17 protein-coding genes and 1 tRNA gene are annotated in these 20,948 nt (G+C 63.7%); 10 read left to right on the top strand and 8 right to left on the bottom strand.

Annotation, left to right across the window (positions count from 1 at the left end):
• Nucleotides 1–11: 11 nt before the first annotated feature.
• Nucleotides 12–287, bottom strand: a complete 276-nt coding sequence (locus ASC75_RS26085) for a hypothetical protein (protein ID WP_156381267.1) — start codon at nucleotides 285–287, stop codon at nucleotides 12–14.
• 14 nt (nucleotides 288–301) lie between these two features.
• Nucleotides 302–3,076 carry a caspase family protein gene (locus ASC75_RS14435; RefSeq protein ID WP_162244931.1) on the bottom strand — a complete coding sequence of 925 codons (2,775 nt, stop codon included), beginning with the start codon at nucleotides 3,074–3,076 and terminating at the stop codon, nucleotides 302–304.
• Between the two features lie 263 nt (nucleotides 3,077–3,339).
• Here ASC75_RS14435 and ASC75_RS14430 point away from each other — a divergent pair, with 263 nt between their 5' ends.
• Nucleotides 3,340–5,376 carry a serine/threonine-protein kinase gene (locus ASC75_RS14430; protein ID WP_055976580.1) on the top strand — a complete coding sequence of 679 codons (2,037 nt, stop codon included), beginning with the start codon at nucleotides 3,340–3,342 and terminating at the stop codon, nucleotides 5,374–5,376.
• A 9-nt stretch (nucleotides 5,377–5,385) separates the two neighbouring features.
• Here the strand turns inward: ASC75_RS14430 and ASC75_RS14425 are convergent, their stop codons facing one another.
• The 3 genes from ASC75_RS14425 to ASC75_RS14415 form a co-directional block, all read right to left on the bottom strand.
• Nucleotides 5,386–5,910, bottom strand: coding sequence for a hypothetical protein (locus tag ASC75_RS14425; protein WP_055977645.1), 525 nt, complete (start codon nucleotides 5,908–5,910; stop codon nucleotides 5,386–5,388).
• A gap of 95 nt (nucleotides 5,911–6,005) precedes the next feature.
• The gene (locus tag ASC75_RS14420) at nucleotides 6,006–6,674 is read right to left on the bottom strand and encodes a DUF2161 family putative PD-(D/E)XK-type phosphodiesterase (RefSeq protein ID WP_055976577.1); all 669 of its coding nucleotides are present in this window, start codon (nucleotides 6,672–6,674) and stop codon (nucleotides 6,006–6,008) included.
• Between the two features lie 94 nt (nucleotides 6,675–6,768).
• Nucleotides 6,769–7,047 (bottom strand): DUF2218 domain-containing protein, encoded by a 279-nt coding sequence (locus ASC75_RS14415; RefSeq protein ID WP_055977642.1) that lies wholly within the window; start codon nucleotides 7,045–7,047, stop codon nucleotides 6,769–6,771.
• A 247-nt stretch (nucleotides 7,048–7,294) separates the two neighbouring features.
• Here ASC75_RS14415 and ASC75_RS14410 point away from each other — a divergent pair.
• From ASC75_RS14410 to ASC75_RS14375, 8 genes are all read left to right on the top strand, one after another.
• Nucleotides 7,295–7,382: transfer RNA gene (locus ASC75_RS14410), tRNA-Ser, on the top strand.
• A 280-nt stretch (nucleotides 7,383–7,662) separates the two neighbouring features.
• Nucleotides 7,663–8,961 carry a septal ring lytic transglycosylase RlpA family protein gene (locus ASC75_RS14405; RefSeq protein WP_055976574.1) on the top strand — a complete coding sequence of 433 codons (1,299 nt, stop codon included), beginning with the start codon at nucleotides 7,663–7,665 and terminating at the stop codon, nucleotides 8,959–8,961.
• A 153-nt stretch (nucleotides 8,962–9,114) separates the two neighbouring features.
• A complete protein-coding gene (locus ASC75_RS14400; protein ID WP_162244934.1) occupies nucleotides 9,115–10,248 on the top strand; it encodes a D-alanyl-D-alanine carboxypeptidase family protein in 1,134 nt (377 codons plus the stop codon).
• A 107-nt stretch (nucleotides 10,249–10,355) separates the two neighbouring features.
• Nucleotides 10,356–11,027 (top strand): dTMP kinase, encoded by a 672-nt coding sequence (gene tmk, locus ASC75_RS14395; protein WP_055976569.1) that lies wholly within the window; start codon nucleotides 10,356–10,358, stop codon nucleotides 11,025–11,027.
• Nucleotides 11,024–12,079, top strand: a complete 1,056-nt coding sequence (locus ASC75_RS14390) for a DNA polymerase III subunit delta' (RefSeq protein WP_055977640.1) — start codon at nucleotides 11,024–11,026, stop codon at nucleotides 12,077–12,079. The genes tmk and ASC75_RS14390 overlap by 4 nt, the downstream gene beginning before the upstream one ends.
• Before the next feature lie 85 nt (nucleotides 12,080–12,164).
• A complete protein-coding gene (gene metG, locus ASC75_RS14385) occupies nucleotides 12,165–13,706 on the top strand; it encodes a methionine--tRNA ligase (protein ID WP_055976566.1) in 1,542 nt (513 codons plus the stop codon).
• 12 nt (nucleotides 13,707–13,718) lie between these two features.
• Nucleotides 13,719–14,501 (top strand): TatD family hydrolase, encoded by a 783-nt coding sequence (locus ASC75_RS14380; RefSeq protein WP_055976563.1) that lies wholly within the window; start codon nucleotides 13,719–13,721, stop codon nucleotides 14,499–14,501.
• Nucleotides 14,501–15,316: an MBL fold metallo-hydrolase gene (locus ASC75_RS14375; protein WP_055976560.1), complete on the top strand. Its 816-nt coding sequence runs from the start codon at nucleotides 14,501–14,503 to the stop codon at nucleotides 15,314–15,316. The genes ASC75_RS14380 and ASC75_RS14375 overlap by 1 nt, the downstream gene beginning before the upstream one ends.
• A gap of 408 nt (nucleotides 15,317–15,724) precedes the next feature.
• On the opposite strand, the gene ASC75_RS14370 is transcribed toward ASC75_RS14375, so the two are convergent.
• Nucleotides 15,725–16,807 carry a 2Fe-2S iron-sulfur cluster-binding protein gene (locus ASC75_RS14370; protein ID WP_156381266.1) on the bottom strand — a complete coding sequence of 361 codons (1,083 nt, stop codon included), beginning with the start codon at nucleotides 16,805–16,807 and terminating at the stop codon, nucleotides 15,725–15,727.
• Nucleotides 16,808–16,872: 65 nt separating this feature from the next.
• Complete coding sequence (locus ASC75_RS14365) at nucleotides 16,873–18,201, bottom strand: aromatic ring-hydroxylating dioxygenase subunit alpha (protein WP_082496603.1); 1,329 nt, start codon at nucleotides 18,199–18,201, stop codon at nucleotides 16,873–16,875.
• Nucleotides 18,202–18,338: 137 nt separating this feature from the next.
• Here ASC75_RS14365 and ASC75_RS14360 point away from each other — a divergent pair, with 137 nt between their 5' ends.
• Nucleotides 18,339–19,253: a LysR family transcriptional regulator gene (locus ASC75_RS14360; protein WP_055976549.1), complete on the top strand. Its 915-nt coding sequence runs from the start codon at nucleotides 18,339–18,341 to the stop codon at nucleotides 19,251–19,253.
• 58 nt (nucleotides 19,254–19,311) lie between these two features.
• Here the strand turns inward: ASC75_RS14360 and ASC75_RS14355 are convergent, their stop codons facing one another.
• Nucleotides 19,312–20,865 carry an ABC transporter substrate-binding protein gene (locus tag ASC75_RS14355; protein ID WP_244487844.1) on the bottom strand — a complete coding sequence of 518 codons (1,554 nt, stop codon included), beginning with the start codon at nucleotides 20,863–20,865 and terminating at the stop codon, nucleotides 19,312–19,314.
• Nucleotides 20,866–20,948: the final 83 nt, after the last annotated feature.

Below are 20,948 nucleotides of genomic sequence, written 5' to 3'. Positions count from 1 at the left end.
CGCGAACTGCGCTACCACGGGCTTCCGCTATCGCCACCACCACTGTCGCTTTTCTCGCTGCGTTCACTGCTTGGAGTCGCTGGAACAATCGGCTTCTTGACGACTCTTGGCTGAGCCGGCGCCGCGACCGCGACCTTCTTCACTGGAGCCGCCTTCTTGACCTGCACTGGCTGCACTGGCTGCACGGGTTGAACAGCTGCCTGTTCCTCGACCTTCATCAAGGAGCCACAACCGCTCAGCGGCAGAAGCACGGTCGCCATAAGAAGACTGATGGTATGCGATCGCATGTAACGTCTCCCCTTTATGAGCCCAGCATGTCCAGACGTGGTCGTGTTTCGATCCATTCCTTGTGCAGAAGATCTCCCAGCAATTCCCCCGAGTTGCGGGGGGCGGCCGTTCCAAGGACGGTGCTAGCGGCTTCGCGGGTTCGCGGTCCGAGCCGGCCATCAATTTCACCGACATCCTGGCCGGCGCGCTTGAGCGCAAGTTGCACTTCCTTGCCGACCGTCAGGGCTTCGACGCCGCCCAATGCCTTCTTTGCCTGATCGGAGGCGTCCTTGAAGTTGAATGAAACGGACAGGGCGTAGAGACGGGCGATCTCGCCGCTATCCTTCTGCAGTGTCGGATTGTCCTTCAGCAACTCTGCAGCGTAGAAGGCGCCCCATGCGTCGCCCCTCTCAGCACTCTCACGGTACCAATTCGAAATTGTTGCCGCATCGGAGGTGTTGTCCCGCTGGGCAAGGCGCGCAAGCAACCGACCAGCGTAGGGATGTCCCATCGCGCGTGCCTTTTCGAACAGTTCCGCAGCGTGCTTGGTGTCCTTCTGTACGCCTGATCCATCGCGATAAAGAATGCCGAGCAAGACCATGCCGTAGACGTCGTTGCGATCTGAGGATTCCGTGATGAACTTCAGGGCGCGAGCTTCGTCCTTGGCGACATGCTCACCCGACAGGTACTCGGTACCCAGCATGTTCATCGCATAGGTGTGGCCAGATTCCGCCGCGCTCGCGACCATTGCCATACCACTATCGATGTCGGACTTGATGCCGAGACCCGTAACCAGAGCACGTCCCAGGGCATATTGCGAATAGGGATCACCGCGCTTGGCACCGGCTTCAAAAAGCGGGATGGCTCGTTTGGGATCGCGCTCCACCGCTGCGCCAAACTGGTAAAGCCTGCCAAGCAGGTAGCTGGCGCGGACGTGGCCGGCGTCGCTGGCGGCGTTGAGTTCGGTCAGGGCTTCCTTGAAGTTGCCTTCGGCATAGAGCGCGCGGGCGTATTGATACTTGAACCGCGCCACCTCGGGATGCTGGTCGACGGCGGCCTTGCAGGCAACCAGCGCCTTCGGCACGTCGATGTCGTTGGGCAGCTTGCCGTCGGCTACCGCCTGCACGTCGAGCGGTTCGGCGGCGAGCGTGTCGCATTCGTTGACCGAGACGGCGACGTTGATGGTGATCGGCGCAGGCGCGACCGTCTTGACCGCGGGCATCAGCACGACCGTGCGCACCGGCGGCTGGGCGGCTGTCTTGTCGGCGGGCAGGGGGATCGGCTTGACCTCCATGCTGTCGGTGCTGGTGTCGGCCTTGCCGGACTGGGGCGCCATGGCGACGGTCTCGGCCACCGGCACGTCCGTGTCCGAGGCACTGACCAGCTTGAGCGAGGGGCGAATGCGCAGCTTGGCGATGTCCTCGGCCTTGATCAGGTCGCCTTCGGAAACGATCTGGCCGTCGACCGCCACCTGGGTCTCGGGATCGCGCTTCTCCAGGCGGAGCCAGCCGGTCGGGGCGCTGGAGCGCACGATTTCTTCGGGCATGGCGGCGAAGCCGGTGCCGATGTCGGAAGCCATGGCGACGAGGATCGGCTTGGCCTGCTCGGGTGCTGCCGGCTTGGGCTCGTCGCCCTGCTGGATGGTGAGGGCCGGCTTGACCGGCGCCTGGGCGACTGCCTGGGCATCGACGACGACGCGGACGATGCCGCTGGCGCTGCGGCCGCTGTCGGTGGTGACGCTGTAACGCACTTCGTCACCGGTCATGTCGGCGGATGCCGGCTTGAACATGACCTCCTCGATGCGGTCGGCTGAAACCTTGCTGTCGAGGCTGAGCTGCTGGTCGCCCAGCCAGAGCGTGCCCTGGTCGGGCAGCTTGGTGAAGCTGATCGTCAGTTCCGCATTGCCGCTGGTGATGGGCGGCGAGATGCGCAGGGCCACCTCCTTGGGTGACGGTGGAACGCGTACCTCACGCATGTCCTCTATGATCAAGAGGTTCTGCCGCGTAACGAAGAAGAAGGATGAGGTCAGGCTCGAGGCGTCCCACGGCGTCTGGCGCCCGTCGGTGCGCTTGATGACCTCGGCGCGGATGTCGCTGAGCAGCTTCCTGACCTCGACATTCGGCTTGAGCGCATATTCGGCGAAGGTGCCGGTGAAGGGGCTGAGGCCCTGGGTGCCGTCGAGCGCCACACGGTCGGGAGCGGTCGAGTAGACGATCAACGTGCCGTCTTGCGGGGCGACCGAGGCGAGGCCCTTCTTGCCTTCGACCGCGACCTTGGCCTGGCCGACATAATAGGAATTGTTGGCGAAGGGATTGTCGCGACAGGCATCGAGGATCGCGATCTGCAGCGACGACGTCTCGCGCATGTATTCGAGCAGGCTCGACATGTTGTAGGCCTGGACCTCGAGATCGTAGGAGGTCGCCAGGGTGGCATCGACCGGCAGCATGAAGTTGTGGCCGCCGACCTGCACGGCATGGCCGCTGTAGTAGAACAGCGCGACGTCGCCGTCGTTGAGTGTCCTGAGGAAACCGAGAATGGTTTCCTCGAGGCCCTTCTTGTCGAGATCCTTGCCGAGCGTGACCTCGAAATTCGCCCGCTCCAGCACGTCGCGGATGCGGTCGGCATCGTTCGTCGCGTTCGGAAGCCTTGCCAGATGCTCATAGGCCGAATTGCCGATGACGAGTGCCGCGCGGCGACCCGAGACGCCGTCGGCAGCCAGCACGGAACCGACAGCCAGGAGCATGATGAGCCCGCAGGCCAGCATCGCGCCAGCCAATCGCGCGGCAATGCCAGCATTGCGAGCAGGCAAGCAGCCCTCGCATACCATTGACTGCCTCCTCTTAGGATCGCAGCGTTTACAGGCTTGGCACGGCTTGCAGTCTTAGAAAGGCAAGCATCCTCCTCGCAGGCATCGGTGTCAACGCTGATCAAAAAGGCTATTGGCCGGTCTTCGGCGGCGTGGCGCTGAGCGAGAGCCCATCGCGAAAATCCGTGTTATTGTCGCGGCATGATCCAGCACCGCAGGTGTGAAGCAATGGCCGGCAGGCGCTCACGCAGGGATGGAACCAGGTCATGACTCCGGACGACGCGACGCCGGAAGACAAGACACGCATCGCGCCCGATACCGGCGTGCACAAGGGCGTCCAGCTCAACGGCATCTACGAGATCGACGAACACATCGCCACCGGCGGCATGGGCGAGGTCTATCGCGGCCACAACATCCAGACCGGCGATCCGGTGGCGATCAAGGTGGTGCTGCGCGAGTTTGCCCGCGACCAGGGCATCCTGGCACTGTTTCGCAAGGAAGCCTCGATCCTCAACCACCTCTCCAACGACGCCATCGTGCGTTACCACGTCTTCACCATCGACCCGACGATCGGCAGGCCGTATCTCGCCATGGAATTCGTCGACGGCCAGTCGCTGGGCGAGCGCATCCGCAGCGGCCCGCTCGACGCGCAGCAGGCGCGCAAGATGCTGGCGCGCGTGGCGTCGGGCCTGTCGGTGGCGCATGAGGCCGGCGTCATCCACCGCGACCTGTCGCCCGACAACATCGTGCTGCCGGGCGGGCGGGTCGAAAAGACCAAGATCATCGATTTCGGCATCGCGCGTTCGGCCAATGTCGGCGGCGGCACGCTGCTCGGCGGCAGCTTCGCCGGCAAATACAGCTTCGTCTCGCCCGAACAGCTCGGCCTGTTCGGCGGCGAGGTGACCGAGCAGTCCGATCTCTACAGCCTCGGGCTGGTGCTGGCTGCGGCCTTGCGCGGCAAGCAGCTCGACATGGGCGGATCGCCGGTCGAGGTGATCGAAAAGCGGCGAACGGTGCCGGACCTTTCGGGCATAGACCCGGAATTGCTGCCGCTGCTCGAGGCCATGCTCCAGCCGGACCCGAGGGACCGCCCGGAAAGTGCCGCGGCCATCGTCGAATGGCTGCGCGAGACCAGCGGCGTGACCGCAAGCTCGGGCACCCACCCCGGCATCGCCGGCCAGCTCGATCCGGAGCGAAAACCCGCCGAACGCACCTGGCGTCCACCGGGGTCGCCGGCCAGCGGCCAGAAACCACCGCAGCCCGAGGCGCTGTTGCCGCGCGATGCCCCCTGGCGCAACGCCGGGGCCATGGGAAGGCCTGCCCCGGAGCGGAACCAGAAACCGGCGGCGAAGGCCCAGCCTGTGCCGGAGAAGCCGAAATCGGGGCGGGGCGCGCTGATCGGCGCGTTGCTGCTGGTTGCGGCGGCGGCAGTTGGAGGCGGGGTCTATTATTCCGGGCTGGCGGATGGCCTGCTGTTTGGCGAAAGGACACCCGTCTCCAGCGACCAGACGGCCGGCGGCAAGCTGACACCGGCGCTGCCCGAACCGCCGCCGGAGCCCGCGGCAAAGGCGCCGCCCGCAACCGAGACCGTGGCGAAGGCGCCCGTGCCGACCGAAATCGCCAAGCCGAAGCCGGCGGAACCGGTCAAGCCGATCGCCATCGAGCCGCCCAAGGAGGTCAGCGCAGCGGAATGGTTCAAGGCGTTCGACGGCGGCGCCTGTTTCTATGCGGCAGTGGCCAACGCATCGGCGCCGAGCCCCGTGGTCGACGGGTTGGCGACGTCGAAGGCGCCATTCGACAAGCTGGCCCGCGACTTCTCGGCGGCCTTCGGCAACAAGCCTGCGATCAACCCCCGCATGATCGAGCGTGACCAGTGCCCCGTTGCCGACTTCCTGAAGGCGCTGCCGCCGGGCGAGGCGAGCGGGCCGAATCTGGTGCTGAACAAGGACAAGCTCAAGGTGGGCGACTCGCTCCAGGGCACACTGAGCGGGACCGGCAGCCGAAACGTCAACCTGCTGCTCATCGGCAAGGACGGCGTGGTCTACAATTTCGCCAGCCTGCTCAAGAAATCGGGGGCGGGCGAGGCGACGTTCAGCATGAAGCTCTTTCCGCTCAACGACCAGGAGGCATCGGCGCCGGAACCGCATTTGATCGTGGCGCTCGCCAGCGACAGCGGCATCAAAGCCGCCGACATCGCCGACCCTGAACTGGCGTCCGACCTGTTCCCGAAGATACGTTCGGAGATCGAAACCCAGCCCAACGGTGCCGGTGTGGCCTTCGGCTATTTCCTGTTCGACCGCTGAGGGCAGGGGTCAAGCGTCGGAACGCTGCAAGGCTTCGCTGCCGGCGAGCTGCAGCCCCATTTCGACGAAGGCCGTCAGCACGTCGTGCCGGTCTTCCAGTGCGACCCGGGCCAGCCCGGCGAGGATGCCCGCATTGACGGCACGTGGCGCCGGCAGCTCGACTGATCGGGCCGTCGCCAGCGCGATCCACACGGCCGGCGTGCGCTGGTCCGGCTTGGCCATCGCCTCCAGCAGCGGCGGACCATTGCCGCCGGCGCCGACCCAGTCGCCGACCGACGCCAGCAGCCGGCGGTCCGGCTCGTCGAAGAGCTCATCGAGATTGGAGAGGCATTCGTGCGCCCACCAGACCGTGGCCGGCATCGGCAGCAGCCAGGCGCAGAAGGTGATCGCGTCCTCGGGCGTTCTGCCGCCAAGCAGCGCCCGGCAGAAATCGGCTGGCGGCTCGTCGGTGGGCGACGCGAGCATATCCAGCGCGGCCTCGGGGTGCGCGACGAACAGGTCCTGCGCCGTCCTGAACCGGAACTCCTCGACCATCGCCGAGACCTTTCCCGCCATCCATCGTGGCTGAAACAATATCAGGCTTTTGATCCGCGCTCGACTGCCCCGTGCGAAACGGCCAGGTTTGTGCCTCAGTCGCCGGACACAGGCGGCTGGGGCCAGCGTTGCAGCGCCTCGCGGCCAGCGTCGGTAAGGTCGTAGACGCCGCGCTCGACCCTGACGAACCAGCCATAGACATTGTCGAGCAGGATGTTGGCCGCCCGCGATACCGTCGGCGCGAGATCACGCGGCCGCCTGGCGCCTTCGGCAAGGGCTAAGGCACATTTCAGCGCGTCCTGGCGGTAGGCGGTCATGATCGGCGCGCGCGAGCCGCCACCGGCGACCGGATCGCCCTGCCGGCGGCGGTGTTCGGAGACGAGTCGGGAGCGGCGCTTGGGATCCCTGCGAGGGGCGGGCGCATCCGGGCTGAGCAGCACCTCGACGCGCTCGTCGTCGAAGATGCCAAGCAATCCAAAGCCCAGCCGCCGGCACAGGTTGCGAAACCGCTTGTCGCCCTCGCGGCCCTTGCCGCGCGGTGACATGCGCGCCGCAAGCCAGACTTCGTCCGCTGCCGCAGCGCGATCGACGCCTTGCAGGATGAGCTCGAGGTTGAACTGCAGCTTGAGCTCGCACACCACCACGATCGGCGGCGCGTCGGCGCTCAAGGCAAGCAGGTCGCAGCCGCCGATCTCGCCCTTGACTTCGAAGTCCAGGTTTTCGAGGAAACGTTTAACCGGGATGTAAAGTGCGGTCTCGAGCATTCAGCCCCGTCCCATGCAGCCGGGAACGAGCGAGCGAACCGGCTGCCTGCCAGCGCCGCTTGATCGGAGTTGCAGCGTCATCTCCGGCCTGCGCTCAGCTGGCATGCCAGTCGAATTTCAGTTCCTCGCGGAAGGCGAAGCGCACGATGTGGTCGGCGACGACCTGCTCGAGTTGGGGCAGGTTTTCGGCTTCCACCACGACCGTCAGCGACGTGTCGCCGGCGGAAAGATCGACCACCCGTCCCTCTCCGAGATCTATTCGCCCCGTGGTGGGCGAGAACTCGACGATGAACTTGTGGCTCCAGTGCTTGCACAGCTGCTGCAGGTAGCGGCTTGCATGTTCCGTTGCGACGACTGCGGTTGATTTCGGCATGGTTGTCCTCGGCGTGATCGCGACCTTGTGCGCCAACATGCGCAAATAGTCACCCGATTCGGTCGGAAAGGGCAGTCCGGGATGATGATCAGCATCGCCGCGTGCAGGCTGCTGCTGCCTGTTCCCGGAGCAGACACCCGGCGAAGTGACGTCGGCAGCAGAACTTGCATCGAACAGCGTTGACGCGACAATGGCCCGGGCGCTACAAGCGCGCCACAAAGGCGCACGGGGCAATCCGGTGCGTCCTGGAGGGATGGCCGAGCGGTTTAAGGCACCGGTCTTGAAAACCGGCGTGGGGCAACTCACCGTGGGTTCGAATCCCACTCCCTCCGCCAATTCAACTTCAACATCCAGGCTCATTGGTTCGACAGCCAGTCCCGGCAAACGGGAAGGCTCCACACGCCCTGTCCTGCATACCCGCAGGCAATCCCGCTCGCCGCAATGACGCCACAATCTCGCCCGGTTCGAACCACAGTCGATTAATACGCTGGCAAGAATTTCCAGCGCACAAGTGGACGGGGATAACGTGCGCGAACTGTTTCTACATTTTTGGTGCAACAGTGTTGCGATTCGACGAGCGGCGCTCGCTTAGTACTGGCAGGGGACCTGAGTAAAATGCAGAACTCGACGCGCACGCGTCTCGGTCGCGCGACCGCGATCAGCATTCTCGCGGCCACCGCTGTCTTCATCGCCGGCTGCGCATCGCAGCAGCCGAAGTCGGTGGCCAGCAAGAAGCGCTCGAAGGAATATTTCGCCGAATCCGAATATGGCGTCAAAGCGAGCCCCCGGGTCACGACCAAGATGTCGGGCCTGCAGCGCGGCGGCGGACGCGACCAGACGGGCAAGCCCTACAAGGTTCGGGGCAAGTGGTATTATCCCAAGGAAGACAAGGACTACGCCGCTGTCGGTGCCGCTTCCTGGTATGGCGACGCCTTCCACGGCCGGCTGACCGCCAATGGCGAAGTCTATGACATGACGAATCTGACGGCGGCGCATCCGACGATGCCGCTGCCGAGCTATGCCCGCGTTACCAATTCCAAGAACGGCAGCTCGGTGATCGTGCGCGTCAACGACCGGGGGCCGTATTCCAACGGCCGCGTCATCGACCTTTCCAAGCGCGCCGCGGAGATGCTCGACTACGCCCACAGCGGCACCGCGAATGTGAAGGTCGAGTATGTCGGACGGGCGCCGCTCGACGGCCAGGACGACCAGTATTTGCTCGCCTCCTACCGGCCCGGAAAGGGCATGGCCGACCCGATCAACGATGGCCTGCCGACCGGGGTGATGATCGCCATGAACGGGCCGACGCCAAGCGCCGCCGTTGGCCAGGCCGCTGCCTTCCCGGGCGCCATGACGGATGTCGCTCCCTCGGTGGCCCTTGTCGCCAGCGCGCAGGACAACACGCTCGCCGCGCAGGCAGCACAGTTCGACCAGCCGGTCATGACGGCACAGGGGCAAGGCATCATCGACGTTGTGCTGCCAGATTTCGGGCCGATCGCTCCTGAACGTCCCGATGCCATGATGCCGGTTCCGCAGACCCGTGTGGCAATCGCCACCATGGGCTATGCCAGCGAGCGCGTCGGCGGCGCGGCAAGAGCCTTTGACGCGCTTGAAGGCAAGACGATGTCCTCCAGCGACATCATCGATTCCTGGAAGCGGCTCAATCCCGGCCCGCGCGCCGAACAGGACCTGGAATCCTACGTTGCCGCCGGCACGTTCGAGAACGGCGATGAAGCCAGACGCGTCGCCAAGGCGCTGTCGGCCTATGGCCGCACCTCGGTCGAACAGTCCGATTTCGAAGGAAAGACCTGGTATTCGGTCGACCTCTATCCGAATGGCAAGACATCGCTCGACGCCGCGCTGAAGGCGGCCTGGTCGCATGGCGCGCCCGACGCGTTCGCCGTCCACGATTGACCGGATTTTCGCTGCGAGGACCTGTGGCTATCTGCCCTGCCACGGTTGATCCCATCGATTGAAGACTGATAGGTTCAAGGCGCTCGACCGGAATACGGGCCGAACGGGGCAGTATCCTTCATGATCTCCAGATTATCCGTGCCGTTCACCTTGATGATCGGCCTCATTGCAGCGCTTGCCTTCATCGGGCAGGCCAGGGCGCAGCTGTTCGAGACCAAGGCCGCGCAGGCTTTCATGATCGATGCCGAAACCGGCACGGTGCTGTTTTCGAAAGAGCCGGACAAGCCCATGGCGCCGGCCTCGCTGGCCAAGCTGATGACGATGGAGGTCGTGTTCAACGCCCTCAAGACCGGCCGCTACAAGCTCGACGACACGTTTGCCGTCAGCGAGAATGCCTGGCGGACCGGCGGCGCGGCGTCGCGGGCTTCGACCATGTTTGCCGCCGTCCGGTCGCAGATCCGCATCGAGGACCTGATCCAGGGCGTGACGGTGCAACTGGCCAATGACGGCTGCATCATCCTGGCCGAAGGCATGGCGGGCTCCGAGGCCAATTTCGCCCTGCAGATGACGGAGCGTGCCCGCGAGATCGGCCTGGCGAAATCGACTTTCGTCAATTCGACCGGCCTGCCGATGCCGGGCCAGACGACGTCGGTGCGCGAACTCGCGCAACTGGGACTGCACATCTGGCGCACCTATCCGGAATACTACCGCTACTACAGCCTGCCGGAATTCACCTGGAACAAGATCCTGCAGCGCAACCGCAATCCACTGATCGCAATGGACATCGGCGCCGACGGCCTGGCTGCCGGCTTCACCGAAGGCGAGGGGTTCGCCATCGTCGGTTCGGTCAACCGCGAGGGGCGGCGGCTGTTTGCGGCGCTGGGCGGGCTCGCCAGCGACCGCGAGCGCTCGGAGGAAGCACGCAAGCTGCTCGACTGGGGGATGCGCGCCTTCGAGAAGAGCGAGATCTTCGCGGCCAACGAAACCGTCGGCGAAGCTCAGGTGTTCGGCGGTGTGAAGTCGCATGTGAAGCTGGTGGCACAGAAGCCGATCTCGCTGTTCCTGCCGATCACCAATCGCGAACGGCTTGTCGCCCGCATCGTCTACAACGGCCCCGTGGCGGCACCGGTGGCGCAGGGAACGCCCATCGGCGCACTCAAGGTCTGGATCGGCGACACGCTGAGCCAGGAGACGCCGCTCTATGCCGCCGAGTCCATCGAAGTCGGCTCGCTGCAGAGCCGCGCCTTCGACGCGGTCAAGGAGCTTGCCATCGGCTGGCTGCGGTAGGCGGGTGGACCTTTGCACCTCTCGACGCTAGAGCTTCGACACCTACATATGCCGTGAGGCCGTTCGTTCGGTTGAACTTGCGATACGGCGAACAGAAAGGCTTTGGAGTGGCGCGCGGCTTCTTCATCACATTCGAAGGCGGCGAGGGCGCGGGCAAGTCGACACAGATCGAACGCCTGGCCAGCAAGCTGCGCGACAAACGCTACGATATCATCGTCACTCGCGAGCCCGGGGGCTCGCCGGGCGCTGAGGCGGTGCGTCACGTGCTGCTGTCGGGCGCAGCCGAGCCCTTCGGCGCGGAGATGGAGGCGCTGTTGTTTGCCGCCGCACGTTCCGATCATGTCGAGCAGGTGATCCGTCCCGCGGTCGAGCGCGGCGCCATCGTGCTGTGCGACCGCTTTCTCGATTCCTCGCGTGTCTACCAGGGCGTCACCGGCAACCTCGATCCCGATTTCATGACGGCGGTCGAGCGCGTGGCCATCAACGGCATGATGCCGGACATGACGCTGATCCTCGACCTCGATCCGGTGGAAGGGCTGCGGCGTGCCACCGCACGGCGCGGGCAGGATGTCGCCGACCGGTTCGAAAAGGAGACTGTCGACATCCACCAGCGCCGCCGCAACGCCTATCTGGCGATTGCCGAGAACGAGCCGGACCGCTGCGTGCTGATCGATGCCTCGAAGGACCAGGAAGAGGTCGAGCACGCGATCACCGATGCGGTGTTTGCGGCGCTCGAGGCGCGCGCCTCGGCCGGCAGCCGGGCGAGGGCGGACGCCTGATGTTCGAGCGCATCGCTCCCGAGCAGCACGACACGCTGGACGGCATTCCCGAGCCGGCGGAGAATCCGCTGCTGTTCGGCCACGAGCAGGCGGTCTCGATGCTGACCGCTGCCTATCGCTCCGGCAAGCTGCCGCATGCGCTGATCCTCGCCGGTCCCGTCGGCATCGGCAAGGCGACACTTGCGTTTCATCTCGCCCATCATCTGTTGCGGCACCCCGACTACCGCAGCGCGCCGGAAACGCTAGCGCTTCCAGATCCGAAATCGGCATTGTTTCGGCAGGTCGCGACCGGAGCGCATCCGTCCGTGCTGCATCTGACGCGGCCACAGAACGACAAGACCAAGGGGTTCAAGTCGGTCGTTACCGTCGACGAGATCCGCAAGGTGTCGAAGTTCCTGTCGATGACCTCGCATGACGGCGCCTACCGTGTCGTCATCGTCGACCCGGCCGACGACATGAACACCAATGCTGCCAATGCCTTGCTGAAGAACCTTGAAGAACCGCCTGCGCGCACGCTGTTCATCCTGATCGTGCATGCCCCCGGCAGCCTGCTGCCAACCATCCGTTCGCGCTGCCAGACCATTCGCCTGACGCCGCTGGACGATCAGAGCCTGCTGTCAGTGCTTGCCGGCACCGATCAACCGGCACCGGATGAACCGGATGCGCGCGAAGCGCTGATCTTGCGGGCAGGGGGCAGTGCCCGCGCTGCGATCCTGCTCACCCAATATGGCGGGCTGGAGATTGCCGAGGCATTGGACAAGATCGTGCAGTCGGGACGCAACGACATCGGCGCTGCGCACCGGCTGGCCGATGCCGTGGCCGGGCGCGACAGCGCCATCCAGTTCGAGATGTTCAATCGCCGCGCCCTGGACCTTTTGTCCGACACGGCGTCGCTGGCGGCGCGCGCCTCCGATCTTTCCCGCGCCAACCTGTTGTCCGCTGCTTGGCACGATGCACAAAACGCGATATCCGAGACGGAAACCTACAACCTCGACAAGAAGCAGCACGTCCTGGCCATGATCGACCGCCTGAATGCCGCGATGCGAATGTGACGCTCGTCCAACCGGGATGGCAATCGCCATGCCGATGCGTTATTTCACCGCGACCCATTCATTCCGACATTCATGACGGCCATCCATGTCCCGCGAAAAATTCTACATCACCACCGCAATCTCCTATCCCAACGGCAAGCCGCATATCGGCCATGCCTATGAGCTGATTGCCACCGACGCGCTTGCCCGCTTCCAGCGCCACGACGGCAAGGATGTGTTCTTCCTCACCGGTACCGACGAGCACGGCATCAAGATGCTGCAGACGGCCAACCGGGAGGGCATTTCCGCGCGTGAGCTTGCCGACCGTAATTCGTATGAATTCAAGAAGATGGCAACGCTTCTGAATGCATCGAACGATGACTTCATCCGCACCACCGAAGAGCGCCACTACGCGGCATCGCAGGCGATCTGGAAGGCGATGGCCGATCGCGGCGACATCTACAAGAGCAGCTACGCCGGCTGGTATTCGGTGCGCGACGAGGCCTATTACGGCGAAGAAGAGACCGAGGTCCGGCCAGACAACATCCGCTACGGCCCGCAGGGAACGCCGGTGGAATGGGTCGAGGAGGAGAGCTATTTCTTCCGCCTTTCCGCCTATCAGGACAAGCTGCTGGCGCTTTACGACAACCAGCCCGACTTCATCGGCCCCAACGAGCGCCGCAACGAGGTTGCGAGCTTCGTTCGCTCGGGGCTCAAGGACCTGTCGATCTCGCGCACGACCTTCGACTGGGGCGTGCCGGTGCCCGGCGACGACAAGCATGTGATGTATGTCTGGGTCGACGCGCTGACCAACTACATCACCGCCCTTGGCTATCCCGACACGAGCGCAGAGAAGTGGGCCTACTGGCCTGCCGTGCACATTATCGGCAAGGACATCGTGCGTTTCCATGCCGTCTACTGGCCGGCCTTCCTGATGTCCGCGGGTATCGAGCTGCCCAAGCGGGTGTTCGGCCACGGCTTCCTGTTCAACCGCGGCGAGAAGATGTCGAAGTCGCTCGGCAACGTCGTCGATCCGTTCACCATGGTCGAGCATTACGGCCTCGACCAGGTGCGCTACTTCCTGCTGCGCGAAGTGCCGTTCGGCCAGGACGGCAGCTACAGCCATGAGGCGATCGTCAACCGCACCAATGCCGATCTCGCCAACGACCTCGGCAACCTGGCGCAGCGCTCGCTGTCGATGATCGCCAAGAACTGCAACGGCGTGGTGCCGCAGCGTGGCGAACTGGCCGATGCCGACAAGGCGATCCTCGACCAGGCCACCGCTGCACTGGCCACCGCTCGCAAGGCAATGGCGGAGCAGGGGATCCACCACGCGCTGGCGGCGATCTTCGCCGTGGTCGCGGAAGCCAACCGCTACTTTGCCGCTCAGGAGCCCTGGGCGCTGAAGAAGACCGATCCGGCGCGCATGGAAACGGTGCTGTGGACGACCGCCGAGGTGATCCGGCGCGTCGGCATCATGTGCCAGCCCTTCATCCCGGGTTCGGCCTCGAAGCTGCTCGACCTGCTTGCCGTGACCGAGCGGGATTTTGTCCACGTCGATGCCGCGCATGCGCTGGTGTCGGGTGCGCCTCTGCCGGCGCCGCAGCCGGTGTTCCCGCGCTATGTAGAGCAGGCGGCGGAAAGCTGAGGCTGTCGAAAAATGCTGGTCGACAGTCACTGCCACCTCGATTTTCCCGACTTCGCCGAGGAGCGCGCGGAGATCATCGCGCGCGCCAAGGCGGCAGGCGTCGAACGCATGGTCACCATCTCGACGCGTGTCAGGAAGTTCGATCAAGTCCTTGCAATTGCTAAGGAATATGATGAAGTCTATTGCTCGGTCGGGACCCATCCGCACAATGCCGCCGAAGAACTCGACGTAACCGCAGCCGATCTCATCCGGCTGTCGGCGCATCCGAAAGTCGTGGCCATCGGCGAGGCGGGTCTCGATTACCACTACGACAAGTCGCCGCGTGATGCCCAGGCAAAGGGCCTGCGGGTCCATATCGCGGCTGCGCGCGAGACCGGCTTGCCGCTGGTGGTCCACGCTCGCAGCGCCGACGAGGACATGGCGGCGATCCTCAGGGAAGAATCAGGGAAGGGCGCGTTCCCCTTCATCCTGCATTGCTTTTCCTCGGGCGCCGAGCTTGCACGCATTGGCGTCGAGCTTGGCGGCTACGTCTCGTTCTCGGGCATCGTGACCTTCAAGAATTCCGGCGAGTTGCGCGACATCGCCAAGGAGGTGCCGCGCGACCGGCTATTGGTCGAAACGGATGCGCCGTATCTTGCGCCGATCCCGCATCGCGGCAAGCGCAACGAACCGGCCTACGTCGCCAACACCGCCGCCGTGCTTGCCGAGACCATCGGCGTGAGCGCTGCCGAGATCGCCGACATCACCACGGCCAATTTCTTCAGGCTGTTCACCAAGATGCCGAAGCCGGTCTGATGCCGGATACGCTGCGCCTCACCATCCTGGGCTGCGGCTCGTCGCCAGGCACGCCGCGCATCACCGGCGACTGGGGCGCCTGCGATCCGGCAAACCCGAAGAACCGGCGCATGCGCGCGGCGGCCATGGTCGAGCGCATTTCGGCTTCCGGCACGACGCGCGTGATCATCGATACGGGACCGGATTTCCGCACCCAGATGCTGGCCGCCGGCGTCAGCCGCATCGATGCCGTGGTCTACACGCATCCGCATGCCGACCACATCCACGGCATCGACGATCTCCGGGGCTACGTGCTCGAGCGCGGCAGGCTGATCGACATCCATGCCGACGACTTCACGCTCGGGCGGCTGAAACTGGCCTTCGGCTATTGCATCGAAACGCCGCCGGGAAGCTCGTATCCGCCCATCGTGCGGCCGAGCGTGATCGAACACGACAAGCCGTTCACGATAGCGGGAGAGGGGGGCCCCCTCACCTTTTTGCCGCTGCCGCAGGTCCATGGCGACATCGTTTCGCTCGGTTTCCGCGTCGGGACGATCGCCTATTGCTCGGATGTCAGCGACTTCCCGGAAGCCACGGTGGCGCGCATGGACGGCCTGGATCTCCTGGTCGTCGACGCGCTGCAATACAAGCCGCATGTCAGCCATCTGTCGCTGTCGGAGGCGCTGCAATGGATCGAGCGGCTGAAGCCCAGGCGCGCGGTGTTGACTCACATGCACGTGCCGCTGGACTATGCGACTGTCATGTCGGCAACGCCGGCACATGTCGAGCCCGCATATGATGGCATGGCGATGGAAGTTACATATATTTCAAAGTGATATTGATGAACGATAAGGCCGCTCGGAAGAGGCTCGCGCGTGGGCTCTTCATTGCCATCGCACTGCTGATTGTTACCTTCGACTATGTCTGGAACCAGCCCCACGCGGCACTCGTCGCGGCATGGCTGGTAATGGCGTTGGTGCCGCTGCTGGCGGTTGCGTATCAGTGCTCTCGGCTTTGTGCGCGCACTTGGCTCACCCAAGGCAGACGGGAGCCTCGATACAGTCTTCTGGATCGTCTTTCTCGCTGTTCCGTCGGTTCTTTGGGGCGTCTATTGGGTGTGCTCGTATTTGCGGTACTTACTGACCGGTCATATGCTTTAGTTCCATAATCTATCTTATGCGATCATTGTATGTCCCTCCATCGTCGCGCGGTAGCGACGCGATTGTTGTGAATGGCAGCACACATCAAAAGGCAGCGTCGTAGTCTACGACAACCCCATCAGGTCCCGGTCGCGACTGGCACGTGAGCACGAAGCCCGCCTCTCGCTCCCAGGGTTCAAGAGCGGCTTGCGAGATGGTGTCGGCAAATCCATCAACCAACTTGGCGACGCAGGAACCGCATGTGCCTCCGCCACAGGAATATGGCACCTTGATGCCGGACCGGCGGGCGGCGTCGACGATCGTTTCTGCCGGGCGCGCGTCGATGACGAAGCTGCGCCCGTCCAATCGGATTTCGATCTGGCGAGGTGGCTCATCTGCCTCCTGTGCGCGCCCAGGCGAAGCCGAAACTGGAGCGACCACGGCATGAAAGGATTCGGCGTGGATGCTGCCTGGCGACAGGCCAGCCACATGCAGGGATGCGCTCAGATGCGAAACCATGTCGGGCGGCCCGCACAGCAGCGCGTGATCGATGGCTGAGATCGGCATGGCGCATTCGCCAAGGACGGCGGCAAGCTTTACGCCATCAATTCTCCCCTCCAGAAGCCCTGCCCCAACCGGCTCGCGCGAAAGAACATGGCGCACCACAAGACGGGGCGCGAAATCCTCGGCAAGCTTGTCTATCTGGCTTCGAAAGAGGATGTCCTGCTTTCTCCGGTTGCCGCAGACAAGGACAAACTGGCTGTGGGGTTCGCGGGCAAGCACTGTTCTTGCAATCGACAGAACCGGCGTGATGCCGGAGCCGACGACGACAGCAAGGAAAACCCGATCATTCTTGCGTGCCGGCGGCACGATGAAGCGCCCCCTCGGCTGCGCCACGCCGAGGATGCTGCCAGCTTCCAGGCCGCGATTGGCGAAAGTCGAGAAACGCCCACCCTCGATCCGTTTTACCGCCACGCGGATCTCGCCGTCGTCCAACCCCGAACAGATCGAATAGGAGCGCCTTACCGGCTCGCCATCGATCTCGGCTTCCAAGGTGAGGTATTGGCCGGGGGTAAAGGCAAAACGCCCGGCCAATGCCTTGGGAATATCGAAGACGAGAGAAACCGCATCAGCCGTTTCGCGGCGGACTTGGCTCAAGGTCAATCGGTGCAGCATGTCGACAGCCATTGCTCCTTGCGCGGGGAGCGGCAGCAAACCGCCCGCCCCTTGCATCCCCGCATTTGCGGTTGCTCTCAGGCCGTTTCCGAGGTCGCGGGCATCACATACCCCCTGCTCGGCCGCTGCCTCCGCGGCGCCACGGCCGGACGCTCACCGGTAATGAGGTGCCGCATGTTGGAGAGATATACCTCGACGAAAGAGGCTGTCTGGGTCTCCAGCGCGGTGTAGGGGCCGGGCCTGTAGGCCCTTGAGGCAACGCCATCGGCATTGTGTTCGGTGATCGTCTTGTCTTGCACGGTCGTCACGTCCCACATCCACGTAATGGCATCGACATCGATGCCGGCATCCGCGTCCGCGTCGACGAGCCAGGTCAGGATGACGTCGGTTTCCGTCGGACCGCGCGGTATCATCTGAAACAACGTGACGTAGTCGTTCGCCGAACTTACGAACGACATCCGTCCGAGCAGGAACCCGGTCTCGCCACCATCATAGGATGTGCGCCCACCCATCAGGCACGAGACGGGCTGGCCATCGTCGGAAAGGGTCATGCGGCCGGGACCGATCGGCTTGCGGTACATGCCATACGGGGCCGTGTCGATATCTCCGGATTCCCATGCCCCCTTGTTGAATTCGGCGTCACCAATGACGCTATGCCAGGCTTCAAGTTCCTCCTGCCATTGTACTGCCTTGTCCTCGTCGCGCATGGCGGTGACCTTCACATGGGCGTTGACCCTGAAGTATTCCGGATGCGCCGGCCGGCAGTGATAGCATTCGCTGAAATTCTCGAGCACCAGCTTCCAGTTGGCCTTGGTCGGATATGTCTTGCGGGCCGCGATGCGCGCCCGGTCGATGCCGTTCTGGCGCAATCCGTCGATCAGCGCATCGGCGACAGGCTGGACATCGGGCAGGCAGGCCTTGTCAAGCCCGCACAGCACAAGGCCGCCGATGCATTTCGACGGGACGCGATGCAGACCGAGCGCTTCGGGGTCGACACCCTCCGGAAGATCCTGCCGGGTCTGCAACTCCCCGGTCAGCCTGAAAGACCAGGCATGGTACGGGCAGACCAAAAGCCTGCTGCGACCATCCTTGGTGCACAGGCGCGAGCCGCGATGAGTGCAGACATTGTAGTAGGCCGCGATGTCGTCTTCGCCGTCGCCAAAACGAACCACGATGATTTCTTCGTCAAAAAGCTGCCGCACGATGTAGCGCCCCTTCTCCGGCACCTCGCTGGCATGGGCCACCAGCGACCATTCCCTCGGGAACAGCAGTTCGCGCTCCAACTCATAGACGGCAGGGTCGACATAAAACGGCTGCTCAAGTGACCAGTTGGGGCGGCTGCGATCGATCAAACCGACGATCTTGGCGCGGTCAGGGTGAAGTCCGTTTGTTGTCGCAGCTGACACCTGGCAACTCCTTCGATCTGAATTTGTTATGACTCTCAGTCAGGAAATTGCGAGATATCTTGTTTTATTGCAAATATGTAAGCGGCATCTTATCATAACAAAAAGGCATTCTTTGCGAGACAAACTGGCGCCCAACCATGAAGACATTGAAGACCTCGGTGCCGCTTCTCAATGCCATGGTGGTGTTCGAATCGGCCGCGCGGAATGGCGGGCTCACGGCGGCAGCGGAAGAGCTCAACATCGCGCAGTCAGCGGTCAGCCGTCATGTCGCCAACCTCGAGCGCCAGCTGTCCCTCACCCTTTTCGCTCGCAAGGGCAACCGGGTCTTCCTGACCGAAGCCGGCAGCACGCTTGCCGAAGCGATCCGCGACGGGCTGGGCACCATACGTGACGCGGTAGAGCGACTGCAGCTTCCGGACCGGGACACATTTGTGGTCGGCTGCAGCTTCGACATAGCCCAAATGTGGCTGATGCCCCGCTTCGACCTGGTGGCGTCACGTGTTCCCAATGGCCAGGTGATGTTGCTGACATCCAACGACTACAAGGACTTCGACCAAGCCGATGTGGCACTGTCGATACGGTTTGGAACCCCTGAGGATTGGCCGGGACTGGCTGCCAGGAAGCTGTTCGACGGAGAATGGTTCCCGGTCTGCTCGCCAGCCTTTCTGGCGCGGCATCCGCTTGCGTCGGGGTTTCCGCAGGCGTTCCTCGACATCCCTCTCCTGCACCTGATCACCCAGCCCGGAGCCGTCGACAGCTGGCAGTCGTGGATCGGCACCGATCGGACCCTCGATGGACCGCGGTTCACCAGCTATCTGGCGATGATGCATGAGACCATCGCCGGGCGGGGCGCTGCCCTCGCCTGGGCCGGCTTCGTCGAGGAACATCTGCGGCTTGGCCAACTGGTGCGCCTGACCAGCACGTCGCGGCGGCACCGCGGGTCGTTCTACATAGTGACGCGCACGAAAACGGGCCCGGCCATCCAGGCAGTCGTACAAGCACTTGTCGGCTCCGTCACTGACGGAGCACCTGCAGAGCTAGGGTGCAACTGAGGCCGAACTGGTTGCGCAGCAAGTGCTGCGCAACCTTGGTCAATCGGCGCCTGCCCGGCTACGCCTCCAGCCAGGCGCGCGATGCGACGTAGCCGTTCGACAGATCGTTGCCGACATCGTGGACGTAGCCCTTGAGCTGCTTCGTGGCGGCAAGGAGGTGGTCGTTGAAGACCGGGATGATCGACCCGCCTTCATCGCGCACCATCACTGCCGCGGCATGATAGAGCTCGTTGCGTTTGGCTTCGTCGGCCTCGACGCGAGCCTGCTTGATCAGCGTGTCGAAGTCAGGCCGATTGAAATTGGTCTCGTTGGCAGGCGAGTCCGAGACGTGCTCGGTCGAATACATCAAATCCTGGGACAGGCGGCTGCCGTAGTAAGACATGCAGAACGGAGTTGCGCGCCAGACATTGGTCCAGTAGCCATCCGCGGGTTCGCGCTTCACCTCGATGGCAATGCCAGCCTTCTTGGCGCTTTCCTGATACAGCAACGCGCCGTCGACGGCGCCGGCGTAGACACCCTCGGACGTTCTGAGCACGATCGGCCCGTCATGACCGGACTTCTTGAAGTGGAAGGCAGCCTTGTCCGGATCGTAACTGCGCTGCTCGATATCGGCCGGGAAGTGCGGGTAGCTGGAATTGATCGGGAAATCATTGCCGATCGTGCCGTAGCCGCCAAGAACGGTCTGCAGCATGGCTTCCCGGTCGATGGCATATTTGAGGGCGAGCCGCAGGTCGTTGTTGTCGAACGGTGCCTTGTCGACCTGCATCGGAAAAGTGTAGTGGCCGCGGCTCGGCGTGTTCAGGATCTGCACGCCCGGCGCCCGCTTGAGAAGCGGAACGGTCTTGGCGCTGACGCTGTTGATGAGATGGACACGTCCGGCCGAAACCGCCGCGATGCGGGCGGTTGGGTCGTTCATCGCGATGATCTCGAAGCTGTCGACATAGCCGCGCTCGCGCCAGTCGTTCTTGTTCTTCTCAAACAGCGCCCGCACACCCGGTTCGAAACTGACCAGCTTGTATGGACCCGTCCCGACGCCCTCGCCCGGGTTGTCGTAACCGCCGTTCGGCTGGATCACCAGATGATAGGCGGTGAAGATCAACGGCAGGTCGACATTGCTCTCGGAGAGCTTCACGACAAGATCATTGCCGCTGCCCTCGATCGAGGTGATCGCCCGCAGAAAGCCGAGCGCGCCCGAACGCGACTTCTCATCGCTGTGGCGCTGCAGCGTTTTGACGACGTCGTCGACAGTGAGCTTCTTGCCGTTGTGGAACTGGACGTCGTTGCGGATCTTGAAGGTCCAGGTCTTGGAATTGTCGGAGGACTCCCAGCTCTCGGCGATGGAAGGTATAGCCCTGCCGGTCACCGGATCGCTTTCGACCAGGTGGTCGCCGAAGCTGCGGGCAAGGCAGAAGGCGATGGCACTGATGTAGGCGGCCGGGTCGAGGGAATCGGTGGACGATCCGCCATCAAGACCGAGCTTGAGATGGCCGCCCTTGACCGGCGTGCCGGCCTGCTCGGCCTGGGCCCATGCAGTGCCCATCCCGCTGCCCAGCAGCAGGCCCGCACCGATCGAGCCCTTGAGGAAGTCGCGGCGGCTTGCCGCGAGGTCCATTCCGAAAAGTCCTGGTTTCTTCATAACTCTCCCCATTGTTTGATCTGACGAATTCAACTGGATAGGTTCAGCACGGGCCCTGC

This window comes from Aminobacter sp. DSM 101952, from assembly GCF_001424795.1.
Classification (GTDB): Bacteria; Pseudomonadota; Alphaproteobacteria; order Rhizobiales; family Rhizobiaceae; genus Aminobacter; species Aminobacter aganoensis.
Note: the sequence above shows the minus strand (reverse complement) of the source record. Positions and strands in the feature narration are given on the sequence as shown.

Excerpts from the sequence above, each read along its gene's own strand:
- ASC75_RS14360 (WP_055976549.1), top strand. The coding sequence starts at position 18,339 with ATGAAGACATTGAAGACCTCGGTGCCGCTTCTCAATGCCATGGTGGTG.
- ASC75_RS14355 (WP_244487844.1), bottom strand. The coding sequence starts at position 20,865 with ATGGACCTCGCGGCAAGCCGCCGCGACTTCCTCAAGGGCTCGATCGGT.
- ASC75_RS14430 (WP_055976580.1), top strand. The coding sequence starts at position 3,340 with ATGACTCCGGACGACGCGACGCCGGAAGACAAGACACGCATCGCGCCC.
- metG (WP_055976566.1), top strand. The coding sequence starts at position 12,165 with ATGTCCCGCGAAAAATTCTACATCACCACCGCAATCTCCTATCCCAAC.
- ASC75_RS14415 (WP_055977642.1), bottom strand. The coding sequence starts at position 7,047 with ATGCCGAAATCAACCGCAGTCGTCGCAACGGAACATGCAAGCCGCTAC.
- ASC75_RS14405 (WP_055976574.1), top strand. The coding sequence starts at position 7,663 with ATGCAGAACTCGACGCGCACGCGTCTCGGTCGCGCGACCGCGATCAGC.
- ASC75_RS14400 (WP_162244934.1), top strand. The coding sequence starts at position 9,115 with ATGATCGGCCTCATTGCAGCGCTTGCCTTCATCGGGCAGGCCAGGGCG.
- ASC75_RS14380 (WP_055976563.1), top strand. The coding sequence starts at position 13,719 with ATGCTGGTCGACAGTCACTGCCACCTCGATTTTCCCGACTTCGCCGAG.
- ASC75_RS14425 (WP_055977645.1), bottom strand. The coding sequence starts at position 5,910 with ATGGTCGAGGAGTTCCGGTTCAGGACGGCGCAGGACCTGTTCGTCGCG.
- ASC75_RS14375 (WP_055976560.1), top strand. The coding sequence starts at position 14,501 with ATGCCGGATACGCTGCGCCTCACCATCCTGGGCTGCGGCTCGTCGCCA.
- ASC75_RS14420 (WP_055976577.1), bottom strand. The coding sequence starts at position 6,674 with ATGCTCGAGACCGCACTTTACATCCCGGTTAAACGTTTCCTCGAAAAC.
- ASC75_RS26085 (WP_156381267.1), bottom strand. The coding sequence starts at position 287 with ATGCGATCGCATACCATCAGTCTTCTTATGGCGACCGTGCTTCTGCCG.
- ASC75_RS14370 (WP_156381266.1), bottom strand. The coding sequence starts at position 16,807 with ATGGCTGTCGACATGCTGCACCGATTGACCTTGAGCCAAGTCCGCCGC.